General features: G+C 63.9%; 14 protein-coding genes and 1 rRNA gene. 1 reads left to right on the forward strand and 14 read right to left on the reverse strand.

What is annotated here, in order from left to right; genetic code table 11:
• Positions 1 to 159: 159 nt before the first annotated feature.
• A 16S ribosomal RNA gene (locus tag A5678_RS01520) occupies positions 160 to 1,690 on the reverse strand.
• 360 nt (positions 1,691 to 2,050) lie between these two features.
• Positions 2,051 to 3,304 (reverse strand): UDP-N-acetylglucosamine 1-carboxyvinyltransferase, encoded by a 1,254-nt coding sequence (gene murA / locus A5678_RS01525; protein ID WP_068037341.1) that lies wholly within the window; start codon positions 3,302 to 3,304, stop codon positions 2,051 to 2,053.
• Between the two features lie 82 nt (positions 3,305 to 3,386).
• On the opposite strand from murA, the gene A5678_RS01530 reads away from it, so the two are divergent.
• Positions 3,387 to 3,971, forward strand: a complete 585-nt coding sequence (locus tag A5678_RS01530) for a cob(I)yrinic acid a,c-diamide adenosyltransferase (protein WP_068037344.1) — start codon at positions 3,387 to 3,389, stop codon at positions 3,969 to 3,971.
• Positions 3,972 to 3,986: 15 nt separating this feature from the next.
• On the opposite strand, the gene A5678_RS01535 is transcribed toward A5678_RS01530, so the two are convergent.
• The 12 genes from A5678_RS01535 to A5678_RS01590 all read right to left on the reverse strand — a co-directional run bounded on the left by A5678_RS01535 (position 3,987) and on the right by A5678_RS01590 (position 14,549).
• Positions 3,987 to 4,430: a DUF2550 domain-containing protein gene (locus A5678_RS01535; RefSeq protein ID WP_055405686.1), complete on the reverse strand. Its 444-nt coding sequence runs from the start codon at positions 4,428 to 4,430 to the stop codon at positions 3,987 to 3,989.
• A 6-nt stretch (positions 4,431 to 4,436) separates the two neighbouring features.
• On the reverse strand, positions 4,437 to 4,802 hold the full coding sequence (locus tag A5678_RS01540) for a F0F1 ATP synthase subunit epsilon (RefSeq protein WP_067747732.1): 366 nt from the start codon (positions 4,800 to 4,802) through the stop codon (positions 4,437 to 4,439).
• A 35-nt stretch (positions 4,803 to 4,837) separates the two neighbouring features.
• Positions 4,838 to 6,304, reverse strand: a complete 1,467-nt coding sequence (gene atpD / locus A5678_RS01545) for a F0F1 ATP synthase subunit beta (RefSeq protein ID WP_068037347.1) — start codon at positions 6,302 to 6,304, stop codon at positions 4,838 to 4,840.
• Between the two features lie 21 nt (positions 6,305 to 6,325).
• Positions 6,326 to 7,234 (reverse strand): F0F1 ATP synthase subunit gamma, encoded by a 909-nt coding sequence (locus A5678_RS01550; RefSeq protein ID WP_068037349.1) that lies wholly within the window; start codon positions 7,232 to 7,234, stop codon positions 6,326 to 6,328.
• 6 nt (positions 7,235 to 7,240) lie between these two features.
• Positions 7,241 to 8,905, reverse strand: coding sequence for a F0F1 ATP synthase subunit alpha (gene atpA / locus A5678_RS01555; RefSeq protein ID WP_068037352.1), 1,665 nt, complete (start codon positions 8,903 to 8,905; stop codon positions 7,241 to 7,243).
• Positions 8,906 to 8,963: 58 nt separating this feature from the next.
• A complete protein-coding gene (locus A5678_RS01560) occupies positions 8,964 to 10,304 on the reverse strand; it encodes a F0F1 ATP synthase subunit B/delta (protein ID WP_068037355.1) in 1,341 nt (446 codons plus the stop codon).
• Positions 10,305 to 10,310: 6 nt separating this feature from the next.
• Positions 10,311 to 10,835, reverse strand: coding sequence for a F0F1 ATP synthase subunit B (locus A5678_RS01565; protein WP_068037358.1), 525 nt, complete (start codon positions 10,833 to 10,835; stop codon positions 10,311 to 10,313).
• 9 nt (positions 10,836 to 10,844) lie between these two features.
• Positions 10,845 to 11,090 (reverse strand): F0F1 ATP synthase subunit C, encoded by a 246-nt coding sequence (locus tag A5678_RS01570; RefSeq protein WP_065052998.1) that lies wholly within the window; start codon positions 11,088 to 11,090, stop codon positions 10,845 to 10,847.
• 87 nt (positions 11,091 to 11,177) lie between these two features.
• Complete coding sequence (gene atpB / locus A5678_RS01575; RefSeq protein WP_068037360.1) at positions 11,178 to 11,933, reverse strand: F0F1 ATP synthase subunit A; 756 nt, start codon at positions 11,931 to 11,933, stop codon at positions 11,178 to 11,180.
• A complete protein-coding gene (locus A5678_RS01580) occupies positions 11,926 to 12,426 on the reverse strand; it encodes an ATP synthase subunit I (protein WP_068037362.1) in 501 nt (166 codons plus the stop codon). The genes atpB and A5678_RS01580 overlap by 8 nt, the downstream gene beginning before the upstream one ends.
• Before the next feature lie 217 nt (positions 12,427 to 12,643).
• Positions 12,644 to 13,861: a glycosyltransferase family 4 protein gene (locus A5678_RS01585; protein WP_156746723.1), complete on the reverse strand. Its 1,218-nt coding sequence runs from the start codon at positions 13,859 to 13,861 to the stop codon at positions 12,644 to 12,646.
• A gap of 28 nt (positions 13,862 to 13,889) precedes the next feature.
• A complete protein-coding gene (locus A5678_RS01590) occupies positions 13,890 to 14,549 on the reverse strand; it encodes an L-threonylcarbamoyladenylate synthase (RefSeq protein ID WP_068037365.1) in 660 nt (219 codons plus the stop codon).
• Between the last annotated feature and the right edge of the window lie 5 nt (positions 14,550 to 14,554).

Raw genomic sequence — 14,554 nt, forward strand, 5'->3', positions numbered from 1 at the left:
ATGGAGGGACACCACACGGACTGGCCGAGTGTTGTCTCAGGGCCCAATAGTGTGTCTGGCAATCATTTGCTGTTGTGCACCCGGCCCTCACCCACTACAGATGAGAACCCCACACGGCTCACACCCCACCAATTGGGGTGTTTTCGTGGTGCTCCTTAGAAAGGAGGTGATCCAGCCGCACCTTCCGGTACGGCTACCTTGTTACGACTTCGTCCCAATCGCCGATCCCACCTTCGACAGCTCCCTCCCAAGGGTTAGGCCACTGGCTTCGGGTGTTACCGACTTTCATGACGTGACGGGCGGTGTGTACAAGGCCCGGGAACGTATTCACCGCAGCGTTGCTGATCTGCGATTACTAGCGACTCCGACTTCACGGGGTCGAGTTGCAGACCCCGATCCGAACTGAGACCGGCTTTAAAAGGATTCGCTTAACCTTGCGGCATCGCAGCCCTTTGTACCGGCCATTGTAGCATGTGTGAAGCCCTGGACATAAGGGGCATGATGACTTGACGTCATCCCCACCTTCCTCCGAGTTGACCCCGGCAGTCTCTCACGAGTCCCCGGCATTACCCGCTGGCAACATGAGACAAGGGTTGCGCTCGTTGCGGGACTTAACCCAACATCTCACGACACGAGCTGACGACAGCCATGCACCACCTGCACACAGGCCACAAGGGAACGCCTATCTCTAGACGCGTCCTGTGCATGTCAAACCCAGGTAAGGTTCTTCGCGTTGCATCGAATTAATCCACATGCTCCGCCGCTTGTGCGGGCCCCCGTCAATTCCTTTGAGTTTTAGCCTTGCGGCCGTACTCCCCAGGCGGGGTACTTAATGCGTTAGCTACGGCACGGATCCCAAGGAAGGAAACCCACACCTAGTACCCACCGTTTACGGCGTGGACTACCAGGGTATCTAATCCTGTTCGCTCCCCACGCTTTCGCTCCTCAGCGTCAGTTACTGCCCAGAGACCCGCCTTCGCCACCGGTGTTCCTCCTGATATCTGCGCATTCCACCGCTACACCAGGAATTCCAGTCTCCCCTGCAGTACTCTAGTCTGCCCGTATCGCCCGCACGCTCACAGTTAAGCCGTGAGATTTCACGAACAACGCGACAAACCACCTACGAGCTCTTTACGCCCAGTAATTCCGGACAACGCTCGCACCCTACGTATTACCGCGGCTGCTGGCACGTAGTTGGCCGGTGCTTCTTCTCCACCTACCGTCAATCCGAGAAAACCCGGACCTTCGTCGATGGTGAAAGAGGTTTACAACCCGAAGGCCGTCATCCCCCACGCGGCGTCGCTGCATCAGGCTTGCGCCCATTGTGCAATATTCCCCACTGCTGCCTCCCGTAGGAGTCTGGGCCGTATCTCAGTCCCAGTGTGGCCGGACACCCTCTCAGGCCGGCTACCCGTCGTCGCCTTGGTAGGCCATCACCCCACCAACAAGCTGATAGGCCGCGGGCCCATCCCACACCGCAAAAGCTTTCCACCACAAGACATGCGTCAAGTGGTCCTATCCGGTATTAGACCCAGTTTCCCAGGCTTATCCCGAAGTGCAGGGCAGATTGCCCACGTGTTACTCACCCGTTCGCCACTCGAGTACCCCCGAAGGGGCCTTTCCGTTCGACTTGCATGTGTTAAGCACGCCGCCAGCGTTCGTCCTGAGCCAGGATCAAACTCTCCAAACAAAATCTCCTCGCAGAACGAGGTGAATTTCAAATCAGAGATACCTGACAAGACGCCAATAACTGGCATCAAAAATTGCCATACCCACACACGGGGAGTGCTAGGTATGGCCAAAAAACAACAACAAATAATAAAGACCAAACACACTATTGAGTTCTCAAACAACACTTGTTTCGCCCGTTTTGGGGCAACCCTGCCAGCTTAATACAAGCCCGGCAGTGGAGTCAACTCCCGGTTTTGGTCTTCCAGAGACCGTCTCGGGAGCAGCCGTGCCAGGCTAGTACCAATCCAGCGAGGGAGTCAAGCGCCCGGGGTGTCGACCGCCTGGTGTGGCGACCGGCCCTGCGGGGCACTGACTTTGGCTACTCTACCCGCTCGATCTCCGCTCCCAAAATCGTCAGGTTCTCCACGAACAGCGGGTAGCCGCGATCGATGTGGAAGACATCGTGGACCTCGGTGTCACCGTCGGCGACGAGTCCGGCCAACACCAGGCCGGCGCCGGCCCGAATGTCCGAACACCACACCGGGGCGCTCGACAATTGCGGCAGACCTCGCACGACGGCATGGTGACCGTCGGTGCGGGCGTCTGCGCCCAATCGGATCATTTCCTCGACGAAGCGAAAGCGCGCCTCGAAGACGTTTTCCGTGATCATCGACGTGCCATCCGCGATCGACGCCAGGGCGATAGCCATCGGCTGCAGGTCGGTCGGGAACCCGGGGAATGGCAGCGTCGCGACGTTAACGGCCTTGGGGCGTTCGTACTGGGTGATCCGGAAGCTGTCGTCAGTTTGGGTGACCGTCGCGCCGGCGTCGTGCAGTTTATGCAGCACCACCTGGAGGTGGGCCGGGTCGACGCCGGTCACCGAAATGTCACCGCGCGTCATCGCGGCCGCGATCCCCCAGGTAGCGGCCACGATGCGGTCCCCGATCACCCGGTGCTCCGTCGGGTGCAGCCGCGGGACGCCGGTGATGGTCATGGTCGGCGAACCCGCGCCTTCGACCTGCGCCCCCATCTGATTCAGCATGGTGCACAGGTCCACGACATCGGGCTCGCGCGCGGCATTGTGGATCGTGGTCACGCCCTCGGCCAAGACGGCGGCCATCAGGATGTTTTCGGTGGCTCCCACCGACGGAAACTCCAGTTGGATCTCCGCACCGCGCAACGTGTCGGCCTGGGCGACGACGCAGCCGTGCTCGATGTTGCATTGCGCGCCAAGTTGGCGCAGGCCCGACTGGTGCATGTCCAGCGGACGAGACCCGATCGCGTCGCCGCCCGGCAACGCGACCCTGGCCCGCTTGCAGCGGCCGACCAGCGGCCCGAGCACGCAGACCGACGCCCGGAACTGGCGCACTGCCGCGAAGTCGGCGTCGTATTTCGGCTCGTCGGGTGAGGTGATGCGGGCGACGTCGCCGTCGAGCTCGACGGTGGCGCCGAGCCCACGCAACACCTCGGCCATCAACGGCACATCGAGGATGTCGGGGCAGTTGGTGATGGTGCTGGTGCCTTCGGCCAGCAGGGTCGCCGCCATCAGCTTCAGCACGCTGTTCTTGGCGCCCCCCACTGCGACTTCGCCGGACAACCGGTTGCCGCCGGTCACCACGAATCGCTCAGCCACCCGCGTCAGTCTAGTGAAGCGGTATCGGCTTGTCAGTCAGCCAAGGCGCGGCGCTTACCCGGGCCGCAGTACCGTTTTGCTCATGGCGATACACCTGACCCGCATCTATACGCGAACCGGTGACGACGGCACGACAGGGTTGAGTGACTTCTCGCGAGTCTCCAAAAACGACCCTCGCCTGGTCGCGTACGCCGATTGCGACGAGGCCAACTCGGCGATCGGCGTCGCTATTGCCTTGGGCGAGCCCGACGCGGAAACCGCCGCCGTGCTGCGGCAGCTGCAGAACGACCTGTTCGACGCCGGTGCGGACCTGTCGACCCCGGTGGTGGAAAACCCCGAGTATCCCCCGCTGCGAATCACCCAGCCCTACATCGATCGGCTGGAGGGCTGGTGTGACAAATATAACGAGAACCTGCCGGCCCTGAATTCCTTTGTGCTGCCGGGCGGTTCAGCGTTGTCGGCGCTGCTGCACGTCGCGCGCACGATCGTCCGTCGAGCGGAACGATCGGCGTGGGCGGCGATAGACGCCGCACCGCAGCAGGTCAACGTGCTTCCAGCGAAATACCTGAACCGCCTCTCCGATCTGCTCTTCATCCTGGCGCGGGCGGCCAACCCCGACGGCGACGTGCTCTGGAAGCCCGGCGGAGGTGCACCGGGTACGAAATAGCCTGCGGCACAGGGCCTAGACGCTGCGGCGACGCGCACGTGGTGACGGGCGGGACTCCAGCCAGGACAGGAAGGCCGTCAAAGCGCCCTTGTCCAAGGCGATCTCGTAACCAGTCCTGCGGTCCTGCGTCGTGTCGCGCAACTCCACCACAACGATCTCGTCGGTCATGATGTCGAATTCGTCGCCGCGGGGTGCACGCCGGGCCACGATTTCCACTCCCCTGCGGCTGAGTCGACGGTCCGGCCACAAACGCAGGCTGGAGAGCCGGTAGAACGCGGCTTCACCGCCGCGGTAACGAATCACGCCGTGACGCCAGCCGTGACCTCCGACCGCGGGAATGTCCCGCATGATCCCCGCCGTGCCGCCCTGGCGCAGCTTCCACAACCGATAACTCAGCGCGACGACCGCGCCGGCGAGGACGACGACGAGCACGACCATGCCGATCATGGGCGCGCTCATGGTCGGCTAGTCGATCGCGCCGACGGCGCGCAATCTGCCCCGCCCCCGCGCCGCGATGCGTGGGTCGTCGGACTCCGAATCCTCCCTGGCGGCGCTCTCGTCGATCTCGGACTCGAACGCGGCGGACTCGGCCAGTACGGTCACCGTCTCCTCGGTTACCGACAGGAACCCGCCTTCGATGGCGACCCGCAGATCGTCCTCGCCTTCACGTTCGACGCGCACCATCGCGTCGTCGACCAACTGGGCGACAACCGGGATGTGCCGCGGCAGGATGCCGATTTCGCCGACGGTGGTGCGGGTGAACAAAAACGTTGCCTCACCCGACCAGATCTTCCGGTCGACAGCGACTATCTCGACGTTCAATTCGGCCATGCCACAGAGCCTTTCAGAGCCTCTTCGCTAACGCCTCAGGAATCCAACTTGGCGCCGAAGGTCTCGGCCTTCTTGGCCAAGTCGTCGAGGCCACCGATCAGGAAGAACGCCTGCTCCGGTATGTGGTCGAAGTCGCCCTTGGTCAGGCGGTCGAACGCCTCGATGGTCTCCTTCAGCGGCACCGTCGAACCCGGCTGACCCGTGAACTGCTCGGCCGCCATCATGTTCTGCGAGAGGAACCGCTCGATGCGCCGGGCGCGCTGAACGAGCTGCTTGTCCTCTTCCGACAGCTCATCGATACCGAGAATCGCGATGATGTCCTGAAGGTCCTTGTACCGCTGCAGGATTCGGATGACCTCCTGCGCGACGCGGTAGTGCTCGTCACCGACGACACTCGGGTCCAGGATGGTCGAACTCGATGCCAGCGGGTCCACCGCGGGGAAGATTCCCTTGGAGAACACAGAACGCGACAGCTCGGTGGTCGCGTCCAGGTGTGCGAACGTCGTCGCCGGCGCGGGGTCGGTGTAGTCGTCGGCGGGCACGTAGACCGCCTGCATCGACGTGATCGAGCGGCCCCGCGTCGAGGTGATGCGCTCCTGCAGCTCACCCATCTCGTCGGCCAGCGTCGGCTGGTAACCCACCGCGGACGGCATACGACCGAGCAGCGTCGACACCTCGGAACCCGCCTGGGTGAAGCGGAAGATGTTGTCGATGAACAGCAGCACGTCCTGGCCGGCCTCGTCGCGGAACCACTCCGCCATCGTCAGCGCCGACAGCGCCACCCGCATACGGGTGCCGGGCGGCTCGTCCATCTGACCGAACACCAGCGCGGTGTCCTTGAGCACGTCGGCTTCTTTGAGCTCAACCCAGAGGTCGTTGCCCTCGCGGGTGCGCTCGCCCACCCCGGCGAAAACCGAAGTGCCACCGAAGTTCCGGGCGATGCGGTTGATCATCTCCTGGATCAGCACCGTCTTGCCCACGCCGGCACCGCCGAACAGCGCGATCTTGCCGCCACGCACGTAGGGGGTGAGCAGGTCGACGACCTTCAGCCCGGTCTCGAGCATCTCGGTGCGGGGCTCGAGCTCTTCGAAGGCCGGCGGCTTGCGGTGGATCGACCAGTGCTCGAAGTCCTCGCCGTATCCCGGCTTGTCCAGGCAGTCTCCCAGCGCGTTGAAGACATGACCCTTGACCTCCTGGCCGACCGGCACCGAAATCGGCTTGCCGCTGTCGGTCACCTCGACGCCGCGGACCAGGCCGTCGGTGGGCTGCAACGAAATGGTGCGAACCAGGTTGTCGCCGAGATGCTGTGCGACCTCGAGCGTCAGGGTCTTCTTGAGCTCCTCGAACGTGATCTCGGCGTTGAGGGCGTTGAACAGTTCAGGTACGGATCCACGCGGGAACTCGACGTCGACCACGGGGCCGGTGATCCGCACCACGCGACCGCTGGTCTCGGAGTTGGTGGACTTGTCGGTCTTTTCTGATGTTTCAGTAGTAGCAGGCATAATTTCTTTCTTCCTCGTGTGCTACTTGGCGTCAGCGAGTGCGTTTGCACCACCGACGATTTCGCTGATCTCTTGGGTGATCTGAGCCTGCCGCTCGCGGTTCGCCATCAGCGTCAGTTCTTTGATCAGGTCGTCCGCGTTGTCGGTTGCCGACTTCATCGCTCGTTGACGCGAAGCGAGCTCCGATGCCGCCGATTCGAGCAGCGCAGCGTAGACACGGGTGGTCACGTAACGTGGCAGCAGCGACTCGAAAAGCGTTGTCGCGTCTGGCTCGAACGAATACAGGGTGCGCACTTCCGGTTGGTCCTCTACGTACTCGACCACCATGGGCGCGATCCGGTGCGCCGCCGCCGCCTGCGACATCATCGACTTGAACTCCGAGTAGACGATGTGCAGTTCGTCGACACCCTGGTCGTCGGCTGACTCGTCGTCGCCTGCGCCCTTCATGAACGTCTCGACCAGGGTCGAAGCGATCTCAGCGGCGTTTTCGTAGCTGGGTTGCTCGGAGAAGCCCGTCCATGAGTTGGTGATGTCCCAGTTGCGGAACTTGAAATAGTTCAGCGCCTTCCGGCCGACCGTGTACACGACCGGCGTCTTACCCTCTTCCCGCAGCAGCGAGAACAGCTCCTCGGAGCGACGGAAAATGCTGGAGTTGTAGGCACCGCACAGACCACGGTCGGATGACACCACCAGGACGCCGGCGCGCTTGGCTTCCTCCCGCTCGACCAGCAAGGGGTGATCCAGGGCGGCTTCGGACGACAGCGTGGTCAGCATTGCCGTGATCTGGAACGCGTAGGGCCTGGCGGCTTCCAGCCGGGCCTGTGCCTTCCCGATGCGGGATGTCGCGATCATCTCCTGGGCCTTGGTGATCTTCTTGATCGACCCCGCCGAGCGGATCCGCCCGCGTAATTCGCGAAGTGTGGCAGCCATTGGTTGCTACTTCTTCTCTTTCTTTGCCTTCTTCTCCGGCGCCGGCTTCTTCACCTTCACCGATTCCTTCTCGAGGTCTTCCTCGTCCAAAGGCTCGACGTGCTCGTCGGGCACCACCGAACCGCCGCCCGTGGCCGCAAACCCCTTCTTGAAGTTGTTGATGATCTCGGTCAGCTGGTTTTCGCCCTCTTCGGAGAGCTTTCCGCTGTCGCGGATGCCGGCCAGGAACTTCTCTTCCGATGCCCGCATGTGGTCCAGCAGCTCGGTTTCGAAGCGCCTGACGTCCTCGACCGGCACGGAGTCCAGGTGACCGCCGGTGCCCAGGAAGATCGAAACCACCTGCTCCTCAACCGGCATGGGCTGGTACTGCGGTTGCTTGAGCAGTTCGACCAGCCGCTCACCGCGCTCCAGCTGTGCCTTGGACGTCGCGTCTAGGTCGGAGGCGAATGCAGCGAACGATTCCAGTTCGCGGTACTGCGACAGGTCCAGACGCAGCGAGCCGGCCACTTCCTTCATGGCCTTGATCTGTGCCGCACCACCCACGCGGGACACCGACACACCGACGTTGATGGCCGGCCGCACACCCTGGTTGAACAGGTCGGATTCCAGGAAGCACTGGCCGTCGGTGATCGAGATGACGTTGGTCGGGATGTAGGCCGAGATGTCGTTGGCCTTGGTCTCGATGATCGGCAGGCCGGTCATCGAACCGCCCCCGAGTTCGTCGGAGAGCTTCGCGCAGCGCTCCAACAGCCGCGAGTGCAGGTAGAACACGTCGCCGGGGTAGGCCTCGCGGCCCGGCGGGCGGCGCAGCAGCAGCGAGATCGCGCGGTACGCCTCGGCCTGCTTGCTCAGGTCGTCGAAGACGATCAGGACGTGCTTGCCGTCGTACATCCAGTGCTGGGCGATCGCCGAACCCGTGTACGGCGCAAGCCATTTGAAGCCGGCGGCGTCGGATGCCGGGGCGGCGACGATGGTGGTGTAGTCCATCGCTCCGCCCTCTTCGAGCGCTCGGCGGACGGACGCGATAGTCGTGCCCTTCTGTCCGATGGCCACGTAGACGCAGCGGACCTGCTTCTTCTCGTCGCCGCTTTCCCAGTTTTCCCGCTGGTTGAGGATGGTGTCGACGCAGACGGCGGTCTTGCCGGTCTTGCGGTCGCCGATGATCAGCTGCCGCTGACCGCGACCGATCGGGGTCATCGCGTCGATGGCCTTGATACCGGTCTGCAGCGGCTCGCTGACGCTCTGCCGCTGCACCACCGACGGTGCCTGGATCTCCAGCGCGCGACGGGTGTCGGTGTCGATGTCTCCCCGGCCGTCGATGGGGTGGCCGAGCGGGTTGACGACGCGTCCCAGGAACGCGTCGCCGACGGGGACGGAAAGGACCTCGCCGGTGCGCTTGACCTGTTGGCCCTCTTCGATTTTCTCGAAGTCACCCAGGATCACCGCGCCGACGCTGTGCTCGTCAAGGTTGAGCGCGACGCCGAGGACGCCGCCCGGGAACTCGAGCAGTTCCTGGGTCATGACGGAGGGCAAACCTTCGACGTGCGCGATGCCGTCCCCGGCCTCGACAACGGTACCTACCTCTTCACGGGAGGTGTCGGAGGTGAAAGAGCCCACATACTCCTCGATGGCGCTCTGGATGTCATCAGCGGAGATTGTCAACTCGGCCATGGCTTTTCGTCTTCCTACTTGATCTTGGTTCGCGTGTGGTTGTGCTGAATCGTTGGTGTCAGTCGGGCAATTGCGCCTGGGCCGCGGCAAGGCGAGAAGCGAGTGTCCCGTCAATCACTTCGTCGGCCACCGAGATGAGCAGGCCGCCCAGCAGCTCATCGGAGATCTGCAGCTGCACCGTCACCGGATGCCCGTAGATGCGGCCGAGGACCTCGGTGAGGCGAGACCGCTGGGCGTCGCTGAGTTCGGCCGCGGCGCTGACCTGGGCGACGATTTCGCCGCGCCGTGCGACCGCAACTTCTGTCAAGAACTGAATCGCCTCCTCGGCCGACTCACCTCTGAGCAGTTGGACGGTGTGCGTCAGCAGCGACACCACAATCGGGTCAACGCGGCCGCTCGCGCTGTCAAGCACCTTGCGCAGCAAGTCGATCCGGCCTTCCACCGGCACCGCGTAGTCGCCCAACAGGATGGCGAGTCGCGGCTGCGCGTCCAGAATGCGAGAGAACCGGAACAATTGGTCTTCGACGTCGTCGACCTTGTCCTCGCGTTCGGCGACTTCGAGCAAAGCCTGCCGCGAGATGTGCTCGATGGCGTCGGCCAAATCGGAATTGGCCGACCAACGCTCCGACACGGCCAGCCGCAAGATGTCGAGGGTGGCGTCGGCGACCTTGCCCGAGACCAGCCGCTCGATCAACTGGACCCTGGGCGCCGCGTCCTCGGCCGGCACGGTCAGGTACCGAGTCACGACGATTTCGCGGTCCAGCATCTCGGCGACCGAAACGAGCTCGTCGGACACGGTGGAGAGCGCTTTGTTGTCAAGGTTTTTGGCGATGTCACCGAACCGATCCGCCAGGCTGACGACGGCCTGCCGGCTGGCGGAGCGCATCTTCGTCAGAAGCGGATACTGGACCTCGGCCGGTGCCGGGGCCATTGCTTCGAGGTCGTCCAGGAAACGATCGACGGTCGCCGACCGCTGCTCCGGGTCTGCGACGTAGTTACGCACCAACTCGCCGGCCTGGCGGACGGCTTCGTGACCGAGTTCCAAACGAAGCTGCCGGCTCAGCTGTGTGCGCAGCAGGTCGACCTGGCGACCGCCCTGCGCGGTCATGCGTTCGGCCTCGACGTCGGCCTGGGTCCGGAACTGTTCGGCGATGCGGCCAGCGTCCGTCTGTGCCTCTTCGACGAGGCGTTCGGCCTCCGTCTTGGCGGATTCCACCGCATTGTTGTGCGCCGTGGTCGATTCGGTCAACCGATCTGCCGCTGCCGCAGAATCTTTCAACTGCTGGCGCACGGTTTCTTGACGAGCGGTCATCAGACGACGCACCGGCGGCACGACATATCGCACGACCAACAACACGATGGCGGCGAAACCGATCAACTGCCCGATGAAAGTCGACATGCGCGGTTACCGTCCAGACTTCCCGGTGGCCGCGGTGGCCGGGGCCACCTCGACACCGAGGATCCGGCTGGCCAAGGTCGCCGACATGCCCGCCACGTTGGCGCGCAGATCCAGTTCCACGGCGTCTCTCTCCCGCTTCAGTTGCTCAGAGGCCATTTGCAACGTCGACATCACCTGCTGCTCGGCACGGGCGCGCGCGTCTTCGACCAGCTTACGGCCCTCGGCGCGGGCATTGTCGCGCAACGACGACGCCTGAACCCGCGCTTCCGTGAGGGCTTCTTCGTAGTCGGCCTTGGCGGCGTCGAACTGCTCACCCGCCTTCTTGTTGTCCGCGACCGTCTTGGCAACCATGTTGTCGCGCTCGCGCAACACTCGCATGACCGGCGGCACCACGAAGGTGCCGATGACGGCCAGCACGATCAGGAAGATGGCCAGCACAAAGAAGAACGTGCCGTTGGGAACGAGGAAGTTGCTGCCTCCCTCGGCCACCACCTGGCTCGATGCCAAAATGCTCAGACTCGCGTCACGCATTGCGGCGAATTACTTGACTGGGGTAGCGAAGACGAACAACGCCATGAACGCCAGGTTGATGAAGTAGGCCGCCTCGACCAGACCGACCGTGATGAAGAACGGCGTGAACAGCCGGCCCTGCGCCTCGGGTTGCCGGGCGATACCCGAAACCAGCGCGTTACCGGCGATACCGTCACCGATGCCGGCGCCGATCGCGCCGCCACCCATGATCAGGCCACCGCCGATGAGAGCGGCGGCAGCGATTTGGGGGTCCAGGGCTGCCATTCTTTTCCTCCTTGATATCTGGTAGCGGTCTACCAGGACTCTGTAACGGTGTGTGGGACAGGACAATTCGTCATGGTCTTAGTCGTGGTGTTCCTCGATCTCCATGGCTTGACTGAAGTAGAGGATGGTCAAGATCGAGAAGATGAATGCCTGGATCGCCCCGACGAATAGGTCGAAGGCCTTCCAGATAGCGTTCGGCGCCCACATGATGTACGGCGGGAAGAGCGCGATCAGCGCGACCAGGATGCCGCCGGCGAAGATGTTGCCGAAAAGTCGGAGCGACAACGATATCGGCTTGGCGAGCTCTTCGACGAGGTTGATCGGGGCCAGGAACGCCACGTGGCCCTTGAGCACGGCGAGCGGGTGGCCGACGATGCCGCGGCGCCAGATGCCCGCCACGTGATAGCAGACGAACACGAAGAGGGCCAGCGCCAGAACGTAGTTGATGTCCGCGGCTGCCGACTTCAGCAGTTCGGTGGTGTGCCCGGACTTGTCGGTGTACTGCAGCGGAAGCACCGACAGCCAGTTGGAGATGAGGATGAACACGAAGATGGTGACGGCAAGCGGCAACACGAACGGCGCGATCCGCATCCCGACCGCACTTTCGATCTGGTCGCGCATCTGGACCGTGATCGCCTCCCAGAACAACTGAACGCCGCTGGGTACCCCGGTGGAGGTGATCTTCGCCCGCAGGAAGAAGGCAAGGGCCAGCACGATCACCGCGGCGATCCCGGTCGACAGGATCGTGTCGGTGTTGACGGTCAGTCCAAGCCATTTGGCCTGGTTGTGCTCGCCAACCTCGATCGCGGCGGCCAGGAACGTCGTCTCAGTCATCGTTGCTGCCTCTTCCTTCAGTTCCTTCCGATCCCGCGATCGTGCCGCCTCCGGAACCGCCCGAGGGATGGGCCTCCGCCCAGTCACCGGCACGCAGCTTCTTCCACACGGGAAGCGCCGTCGATGCCACCAACAAGACCTGGAAAAGCGCCAGCCCGAACACGACGCCCAGGCCGGCGGGCCGGAAAATGTAGGCGATGATCAGCCCGATGATCGTGATGATGGCCAGCCGGGCGGCCGAATTCAGCGCCATGGTGCTTTTCAGCGGGTGCTCTTTCGCGGTGATCGACGCGACCGAACGACGCACCAGAAGGGCGTTGAGCAAACCGAGCAGCAACCCGACGCCGAAGAACACCCCGACCATCGGGTGACCGGCCAAGCCGGCGGCGACAACCGCCACCACAGTCACCGCAATGCTGAGTACGAACAGGCGGACCGGGCGGAACGCAACAGATGGAAACACCAACGGCGCGTCCTGCGCTGGTGTCGTCACTGCAGCACCTCAATCCTAAGTTGTGGAGCGGGAGTCCCCCGACCGACTGATCGGTGGCCCGCCGAGCGTATCGCACGTCACAGTGGAATCACCCAAGGGGTATGTCCCGACGTGAGTCACGGGCCGACCCAACCGGATCTGTGTCCGATGGACCGGCATTGTGTGCGGCTTTTTGGGCTTCTACCTGCACCGTACCATATTGCCGACGTCACTACTACTAGCTGTCGTAGTCCTCGCCTTCGTACTCGTCTCGCCGGCGCACGAGGGGGATCGCCGTCGCGATGCCGGCGACCACGATGGCGCCCAGCATCACCGCGGCGGTATCGCGGGGATTGAAGAAAATCGTGCTGGCGGCGCCGAAGGCGACGATGCCGACCCAGAGGTAGATCAACAACACCACCCGGCGATGGGAATGACCGATCTGCAGCAACCGGTGGTGCAGGTGCATCTTGTCGGGGCTGAACGCGCTGCGGCCCGCGCGGGTGCGGCGCACGATCGCCAGCAGCAAATCGAGCATCGGCACGAACATGACCGCGACCACCAGCAGGAACGGCGACAGCAGCGCGAACACGTCGCGCGCACCGTAGGCATTCTGCGAGACGGGACCGGCGGCGGTCGTGGAGGCCGCGGCAAGCATCAAGCCGATCAGCATTGAGCCGGAATCACCCATGAAGATCTTGGCGCGGTGGAAGTTGTGCGGCAGGAAGCCCAGACAGGCCCCCGCGAGCACCACGGAAATCACGGCGGGCGGATAGAAGAGGACATCGCCGCCGTGGTCGCGCAGCAGGCCGACCGAGAACATGCAGATCGCCAGCGCGGTGATGAGTCCGAGCCCGGCGGCCAGTCCGTCGAGTCCATCGACGAAGTTCATCGCGTTGACGATTGACACCGTAAGCGCCAGCGTCAGCAGGATCGACGAGGCTTGGTCCAGCACGATGGTGCCGACACCGCCGATCGGGATGTAGAGGACGCTCCACGCCACGCCCATGGTGACCAGCACGCTGGCCGCAGTGATCTGGCCGGCGAACTTCGTCAGGGCGTCGAGGCCCCAACGGTCGTCGATGAGGCCGATGCCCATGATCACCGCGCCGGCCACCAGGACCGCCGGCATACCCGTCGAATAGACGAACCCGCGTGTGAGGGCCGGAAGCTGGGATGCCAGAAAGACGGCCGAAAGGACGCCGAGGAACATCGCCAGCCCGCCCATGCGCGGGGTCGGGGTCACGTGCACGTCGCGTTCCCGCGGATAGGCGACCGCGCCCAGCCGCGTGGCGAGCACGCGCACGGGACCGGTCGCGAAGTAGGTGATGATCGCCGCGGTCAATCCAACGAGGGCAAGCTCCCGCAGCGGGACACCGGTGCCGCGATCGCCCAGGGCGAGCAAACCACTGGCAAGGTTGGTTACGTCGCTGGACACGTCGAGACCGTACTGCACCAACCTGGCAACCCGAGAACCGCTCGGGTCAGGCCTGGGCGGTCAGGCTTTCCGGATCGACTCCGAGCACTTCGGCGATCCGTTCGGCGCTCACCGGGCCGGGCCGCAGGATCCGCGGGGCGGGGCCGGTGAGGTCGACGATCGTCGAGGCGGCCTGCTGCTCGGCCGTTCCCGCGTCCAGATAGACGTCGACGAGATCGCCGAGTTGATTTCGGGCCTCGTCGGCATCCACCGCAGGCGGACGGCCGGACACGTTCGCGCTGGACACCGCCATCGGTCCCACTTCACGCAAGAGCTCGATGGCGACCGGGTGCAGCGGCATCCGCAGCATCACAGTGCCGTGGGCGTCGCCGAGATCCCATTGCAGTGACGGCGCCTGCGTCACCACCAGGCTCAGTGCGCCCGGCCAGAAAGCGCGGATCAGGTCGCGGGCCCCGCCCGGCATGGTGTAGACCAGGCCCTCGATGGTGTGCCACGAGCCGACCAGCACGCCGACCGGCATGTCCCGGCCCCGGCCCTTCGCCGACAGCAGGGCGGCGACCGCGGCGCTGTTGAAGGCGTCGGCGCCGATGCCGTAAACCGTGTCGGTCGGCATGACGACGAGTCGGCCACCCTTGAGCGCCCCTGCCGCCGAGGCAATTCCGCGCGAACGCTCACCGGGATCGGCGCAGTCGAAGACTTCAGTCATCCGCG

It is taken from the genome of Mycobacterium sp. E2733 (assembly GCF_001667585.1).
GTDB lineage: Bacteria > Actinomycetota > Actinomycetes > Mycobacteriales > Mycobacteriaceae > Mycobacterium.